Raw genomic sequence first — 7,033 nt, forward strand, 5'->3', positions numbered from 1 at the left:
TAGGGAAGAAAAGAGCCATTAACCAAGAACAACTCAAGGAAAATATCAAAGGATTTATGAAAAAAAGGAAGGCAGACAAACCGCAGGTAAAAAAATATTTCCATCATAAGCACGCCAAATACGCCGCCTGAAAGATTTATAAGAACTAATTACCCTAACGATTAATAACTATGCAAACAAAACACTCATGGCTGGTTTTACCACCGTAAGAGATCTTGGTGGGAGTGGTGTAAATATCTCATTAAAAAAAGCTATCAATCAAGGTAAAATTAAAGGCCCTAGAATATTTACCGCTGGTAAATCACTAGCAACTACTGGAGGCCATGCAGATCCTACTAATGGTAATAAAAGATCATTAATTGGAGATCCTGGCCCAAAAGATGGGGTTGTAAATAGTATAGAAGATGCAAAAAAGGCAGTCAGACAGCGCTATAAAAATGGGGCAGATCTTATCAAAATTACTGCAACAGGAGGAGTATTAAGTGTAGCAAAAAGTAGCTCTAACCCACAATTTACTATAGAAGAAATCAAAGCTATCTGCCAAACTGCCAAAGATTATGGATTTCATGTTGCAGCCCATGCGCATGGAGATGAAGGAATGCAACGTGCAATTTTAGGAGGTGTAAAAACAATAGAACACGGCACATTGATGAGTAATAAAACGATGGATTTGATGAAGCAATATGACGCTTATTTAGTTCCTACTATTACCGCAGGAAAAGAAGTATCTCAAAAAGCTAAAATTGATGGATATTATCCAGAAATTATTGTTCCAAAAGCATTAGAAATAGGTCCAAAAATTCAAAATACTTTCAAGCAAGCATATGATCACGGGGTGGGAATCGCTTTTGGAACTGATGCTGGAGTATATAAACATGGACAGAATGGAAAAGAATTTGGTTTTATGGTCGAAGCAGGAATGCCAGCTATGGCTGTCCTACAAAGCGCTACCACTACCAATGCAGAAATCCTTAACATGAATGATCAGATTGGACAAATATCTCCTGGTTTTTTGGCTGATATCGTTGCTGTAAATGATGACCCAACACAAAAGATTGATACAATGGAAAATATAGTTTTTGTAATGAAAGATGGAAAAATCTATAAGCAATAGGAAAAATCGAATTAGTATACCCTTACAAAAAATACTGGTAACATATATAATAAACTACCTCGAGGTAAATCCACGAAGTGTTTGTTTGAAAACGAACCTTTAGTTCCAAAGCAACCTTTAAGTATTAAAATATCACTTAGTGAGTAAAAGTGTTATCAATACACACAAATTGAAAAAAAATAGAATCTTAAAATGTGTATAAAAATAACCAATCAAGGTATTCAGGGGAATACAAACACCTGTTTAAGGCCTAATATAAGTCTATTTTATTTCATTATTTTACATCAAATAACAACTATTTATTTGTCTAGTATATAATAAAAAAATCACTCTCTAGTAGTACTAATCAACAAGACTTTATTGATGATAAAAAAAATAACACTTATAACAGCCGCCTCCTTAATTTTTAATCTAGCAATTTGTCAAACAACAGAAGAAAAAGAAAAACAACTAGAAGCTGAATTAAAACTAGAAATTACTGATACCAAAAATTCTATCAAAACGATCCCTCTGATATATGATGAGATTCCCAAAAACTTAAATTTTAGAGGAACAGTCGTAGAATCTTTGAAATGGAAAGATGCATTGGGAGAAAATATTTTGGTCTTTACCTTGAGTGGTTCTTTTGACTGGAAAGAATACTACAAATCAGGATCTCAAAAATACGATATCCAAGATAAATCAGAGCTATATGTATACTTGTTTCAAAAACGTTCTAATCAAAATCAATTTCAGATGAAATGGAGAATGTATGATTACACCAAGTGTTTTGGTGTTGACATGTACACTGGTTTCATAAAAAAAGCAGCAACAATTACAGATTTAGATAAAGATGGGATTTCTGAAGTCTCTATCCCATACGTGTTGATATGTAGAGGAGGAATGGATCCTGGAACGATGAAAATAATAATGTATGAAGATGATACCAAATATGCTTTGAGAGGAGAAACAGCTATTTGCAAACAAAAAGAAGTAATGTATGGTGGGACATATAAAGCAAGTGAATCTTTAAAAACAAATCGTATTTTTAATGAATATTTAGAAAAAAGATGGGAGATGCACAAATGTGAGAAGCTAAATTAATATACTACTTATTTGATAAATTTGAAAAGCGACTACAACAATTATATAATGAGTACTAAAAATTAGGGTTAATCACACTAAAATAAACAGTGCTCTCTAGTATTAATTCATAAAAAAACGATCACACAAATCGATACAGTATAATATGAACAACCTACTTCAATTAAGTGATATTATTGCAGCCAAAAAACGTATAGGTACATTGGTAAATGACACTCCAATTATTGGATCTTCTTTATTAAACAAATGGTTAGGCCATGAGATTTATTTTAAAGCAGAAGGGCTTCAAAAAATTGGGGCTTTCAAAGCACGCGGAGCGTGTAATACAATCGCATGGCTTATAGAAAACAACCAAAAACCTAAACATATTGTTGCAAACAGTTCAGGAAATCATGCGCAAGCAGTAGCATGGGCTGCAAAAATGTTTGGAATACCCACTACTATTTATATGCCTTCATACTCCTCAAAAATAAAAATACAAGCAACCTCTTCATATGGAGCCAAAGTGATTCTTTGTGAATCTCGCATTATAGCAGATCAACAAGTACAGCAGTCAGCAAAAGAAGAAGGCACCTATTGGATTCCTCCATTCAATCATGAACAAGTTATTTCTGGACAAGGAACAGTAGCATATGATGCGCTACAAGAAATTGGTAAAGTAGATGCTGTATTTGCTCCTTGTGGAGGGGGTGGTCTGTTATCTGGTTCATATGTTGCTACCAAAGGAATATCTCCTACTACACAAGTTATCGGAGCAGAACCTCTTAACGCCAATGATGCAGCTAATTCTATCAGAACAAATATTATACAACGATTGAAAACGGTACCAAATACACTCGCAGATGGGGCTATGACATTATCTGTAGGAAGAATAACCTTTGAATATCTAAAAAAACTCGATGAGTTTTATGAAATCAAAGAGACAGATATGATTTATTGGACACAATGGTTAACGCATCTATTAAAATTAAGAATAGAACCCACAAGTGCTCTATCTATGGAAGCTGCAAAGCAATGGATGAAAAAACAATCCAGTAAGAAAAAAATACTAATCATCCTATCTGGAAGCAATATCGATCAACCTACAAATTTAAAAATTTGGGAAAATGATTTCCTATCCGAGATACCAAGCCTGCTATAAAATAAACTACCTCGGTAAGTCCACGAAGTATTCGTTTAAAACAAACTTTTAATTTCAAAACAAGCTTCGGAACATTAAAATCTTAGTTAGCAAATGATTCTAAATAAACAATGAAACAAAAAACATATCTATCAATTTTAGTTATAATAATAGTACAATCAATATATGCGCAATCTTTAAAAAATATCTTATGGAATAGTGTTAATCCTTGTTATTCTGAATTGACGTACGATTTAGAAGAAAATGAACAAATAATAAATGGAGAAGTCATTGATGACTCCAAAAATGGATATCTTAAGGTATCAGGAACTTTTTCTACCTGCGGCTGTAATTGTACCAGTACCGCAGGGGCATATAAACAAAAGAATGCAACATATACTGTATTGACTATAGAAGAATGGGGTTGCTCTTGGAAGAAAAAACTATCTTCTAATAAATCATTACAGCAAATTCTACCAAAAGAATTGATGATCAAATCTTTTATTCCTAGTTATGATTTTAAAAAATACAATCAAAAATATGCTATTTTCTATTTACAGATTGATATCCCTAAGATAGGTACAGATACAAATGCTTCGTTACAACTCATACCCTATGGTGTAAATTATGAAGCTACTAATATACTTACTTACTCTTATACAGAAAATAATAAAACCACAGATAATAGTATTGTAATACAACAAATCGCAAATACTATAGAAGACAAACAAACATTACAGTATATTTTGAATAAACAATATGAAAAAATTACTGACAAAGACAAAAATTTGATTACGAATACGATTAATCAGGATAACGACTTTTTAAAATCGGTTACTTATCTAAATAAACTCATAACTCAAGTACATACTATTTATACGATGTATCAATTAGTAAAATATGATACTATCATCCTTGGTTGGGATAGAAACAAAAGCAAGTTCTATATCAAAGAAAAGGTAGCACGTTCTTCAACCATTAGTTTTAATGAGTTTATTTTGACAAAACTAACATGGTGGCAAGCTCTATGTTAACAATTTATAAAAAGTAAAATATTAGATATGAGTCGCAAAAGAAAAATACTTTTATTAATCATCTTTTTGATTTCTGGATCGGTTATTATGTCTAATTATTCTATTGAAAAATTCTCAAAAGGAAAAACTTCTTATCATATTGACAAAGTCAAAAAACATAAAGTAGGACTTGTTTTGGGTACTTCAAAAACACTTAAAAATGGTAGAAGGAATTTATATTTTCAATATAGAATAAAGGCAGCAGTAGCACTATTCAAAGCAAAAAAAATACAATATATACTTGTAAGTGGAGATCACGGAACAAAAACCTACAATGAGCCCGCTGATTTTAAAGAAGAGTTAATAAAAAACGGCATTCCCAAAAATAAGATTTATCTAGATTACGCAGGATTTAGAACATTGGATTCTGTGATTAGAGCAAAAGAAGTTTTTGGACAAACAAGGATTGTTATTATCTCTCAAGAATTTCATAATAAAAGAGCAATTTATCTTGCAGAAAAAAATGGAATTCGAGCTTTTGGGTTTAATGCTAAAAGTGTAAATGGAAGAAACGGAATCAGAACTAACCTAAGAGAATACTTTGCCAGAACCAAAGTCTTTTTAGATATTATATTTGGTGTACAACCAAAATACCTTGGAAAAAAAATAGAAATTATCTAATACCATTTCCAACTTAAATTTACTCAATAAAACTGCGTCTTTTTGTCTAATATTTCAAAATAAAACACGACCGTAGCCCTGCTATGCTTGAATTTTCTTTTTTATCTAAGTCAAAAATCAATCATTTTTCTTATGAGTAAATTTAAATCAGAACTGGTATAACAGCAAATTAATTGTATTTCTTACTTGAACTTACCTTGTAAAATTACATCTTATCAATTAGTGTTTTTATTATACAAAAAATCTCCTATACTTTATAAAATATAGGAGATTGGATATTATATATAACAGCGATTTATATGGAAGCCGAAATGGTTTCCATAGATCGATCTACTTTTTTCACCAATCCAGATAATACTTTACCTGGACCAACTTCTGTAAACGATGTTGCTCCATCCTTGATCATATTTTGTATACTTTGAGTCCATTTTACAGGAGCTGTAAGTTGCGCTATAAGATTCTCCTTGATCGCAGAAGGGTCTGTAACTGCATTGGTTGTTACATTTTGATATACCGCACATTTAGGTATATTGAATGTCGTTCCTTCTATTGCAGCAGCTAACTCCTCACGGGCAGGCTCCATCAATGGAGAATGAAATGCTCCTCCTACAGGTAACACCAATGCTCTTCTAGCTCCTTTCTCTTTCATCAACTCACACGCTTTATTAATCGCCTCTATTTCTCCTGAGATAACCAACTGTCCTGGGCAGTTGTAATTTGCCGCAACTACAACTCCATCTATTGCCTCGCAACCTTGTTCTACTATCTCATCTTCAAGTCCTAAAACAGCAGCCATTGTAGATGGTTTTAATTCACATGCTTTTTGCATTGCTATAGCTCGCTTAGACACCAAACGCAAAGCGTCTTCAAAATTCAGTGTCTTATTAGCTACCAAGGCAGAAAATTCTCCTAAAGAATGCCCTGCAACCATATCTGGTGCAAAACTATCACCTAATACTTTACTCAGAATTACTGAGTGCAAAAAGATTGCTGGTTGAGTTACTTTAGTTTGTTTTAGTTCATCTGCTGTACCTTCAAACATGATTTTGGTAATCTCAAAGCCCAAAATATCATTAGCTTTATGAAAAAGCTCTTTTGCTATTTCTGAATTTTCGTATAAATCAAGGCCCATTCCTGAAAATTGAGCTCCTTGACCGGGAAATACATATGCGTTCATATGATACTGTGTATTTAAAATTTTGGCAAAAATAAGGATTATATTTACAATGTAACTTGTAATCAGTTTCGTTTTGACATATATAACAACAACCATACCTCTCAGAAAACAATAATATTACACTTTAGATATATGACTTTACAATTGTTTTCACTTGATTGTAATAGGAATCTCCAAAAAGATTAAGATGAACCAATAGGTAATACAACTGCCAGAGTGATAATCGATTTTTCCATCCATCTATAAACGGAAAAATTTCATCATAAACATCAAACAATTGAGAATCAAAACCACCAAAAAGATGCATCATAGCAATATCCATTTCTCTAGGCGCATAAGATACTGCAGGATCAATAAGGCAAGGAGTTCCTTTCTTATCAATCATAAAATTGCCACTCCACAAATCACCATGAATTAAACTTGGTTGCTCATTTGGGATTTCGTCTTCAATATTTTTATAAAAAACATTTAATTCTGAAAATACGTATCCTTTTTGCTGTGCTAATTCAAACTGAGGCTGTAATCGTTGTGTTGTATAAAATTTATATGGAGAATCACATAACTGGTTTTGCTGAAATAGACTTCCTATATAGTTATCATTTTCAAACCCAAAACAAGATTGTTTCTGTTGATGTAAGAGTGCTAATTTCTCTCCAAACATCTCCCAAAAATCGTCATTTTTCTTTCCAGAATCGATATACGTTAACATCAAAAATGCTATATCTTCAAAATTATCGCAATAAATAATTTTTGGTATCGTAAACGCACTTATTAATAAGAGCATAAATTAGTTTATCTTTTGTTTTAAAAATCCTTATTTTTAGGTTGTGAGAAGAAGAAATAAA

General features: G+C 32.1%; 6 protein-coding genes and 1 pseudogene. 5 read left to right on the plus strand and 2 right to left on the minus strand.

The window, feature by feature from the left end; all coding sequences use genetic code 11:
• Nucleotides 1-166: 166 nt before the first annotated feature.
• The 5 genes and pseudogenes from CVD18_RS20605 to CVD18_RS20625 form a co-directional block, all read left to right on the plus strand.
• A pseudogene (locus CVD18_RS20605) lies at nt 167-1,114 on the plus strand (amidohydrolase family protein); the annotation flags it as partial.
• Between the two features lie 363 nt (nt 1,115-1,477).
• Nucleotides 1,478-2,197 carry a M949_RS01915 family surface polysaccharide biosynthesis protein gene (locus tag CVD18_RS20610; RefSeq protein WP_103867374.1) on the plus strand — a complete coding sequence of 240 codons (720 nt, stop codon included), beginning with the start codon at nt 1,478-1,480 and terminating at the stop codon, nt 2,195-2,197.
• Between the two features lie 145 nt (nt 2,198-2,342).
• On the plus strand, nt 2,343-3,338 hold the full coding sequence (locus CVD18_RS20615; protein WP_103867375.1) for a serine/threonine dehydratase: 996 nt from the start codon (nt 2,343-2,345) through the stop codon (nt 3,336-3,338).
• Nucleotides 3,339-3,448: 110 nt separating this feature from the next.
• A complete protein-coding gene (locus tag CVD18_RS20620) occupies nt 3,449-4,351 on the plus strand; it encodes a hypothetical protein (protein ID WP_103867376.1) in 903 nt (300 codons plus the stop codon).
• A gap of 27 nt (nt 4,352-4,378) precedes the next feature.
• Nucleotides 4,379-5,011: a vancomycin high temperature exclusion protein gene (locus tag CVD18_RS20625; protein WP_103867377.1), complete on the plus strand. Its 633-nt coding sequence runs from the start codon at nt 4,379-4,381 to the stop codon at nt 5,009-5,011.
• A gap of 295 nt (nt 5,012-5,306) precedes the next feature.
• Here CVD18_RS20625 and fabD read toward each other — a convergent pair whose 3' ends face one another.
• Together fabD and CVD18_RS20635 are read right to left on the minus strand one after the other, a co-directional pair.
• Nucleotides 5,307-6,188: an ACP S-malonyltransferase gene (gene fabD / locus CVD18_RS20630; protein ID WP_103867379.1), complete on the minus strand. Its 882-nt coding sequence runs from the start codon at nt 6,186-6,188 to the stop codon at nt 5,307-5,309.
• Between the two features lie 124 nt (nt 6,189-6,312).
• The gene (locus tag CVD18_RS20635) at nt 6,313-6,972 is read right to left on the minus strand and encodes a fructosamine kinase family protein (protein WP_103867378.1); all 660 of its coding nucleotides are present in this window, start codon (nt 6,970-6,972) and stop codon (nt 6,313-6,315) included.
• Nucleotides 6,973-7,033: the final 61 nt, after the last annotated feature.

The organism is Aquimarina sp. I32.4 (assembly GCF_002924285.1).
In the GTDB taxonomy this organism is placed as follows: Bacteria; Bacteroidota; Bacteroidia; order Flavobacteriales; family Flavobacteriaceae; genus Aquimarina.

Bases quoted from the DNA above. Each gene is read 5' to 3' on its own strand.
- CVD18_RS20610 (WP_103867374.1), top strand. From the start codon at position 1,478: ATGATAAAAAAAATAACACTTATAACAGCCGCCTCCTTAATTTTTAAT.
- CVD18_RS20615 (WP_103867375.1), top strand. From the start codon at position 2,343: ATGAACAACCTACTTCAATTAAGTGATATTATTGCAGCCAAAAAACGT.
- CVD18_RS20620 (WP_103867376.1), top strand. From the start codon at position 3,449: ATGAAACAAAAAACATATCTATCAATTTTAGTTATAATAATAGTACAA.
- CVD18_RS20625 (WP_103867377.1), top strand. From the start codon at position 4,379: ATGAGTCGCAAAAGAAAAATACTTTTATTAATCATCTTTTTGATTTCT.
- fabD (WP_103867379.1), bottom strand. From the start codon at position 6,188: ATGAACGCATATGTATTTCCCGGTCAAGGAGCTCAATTTTCAGGAATG.
- CVD18_RS20635 (WP_103867378.1), bottom strand. From the start codon at position 6,972: ATGCTCTTATTAATAAGTGCGTTTACGATACCAAAAATTATTTATTGC.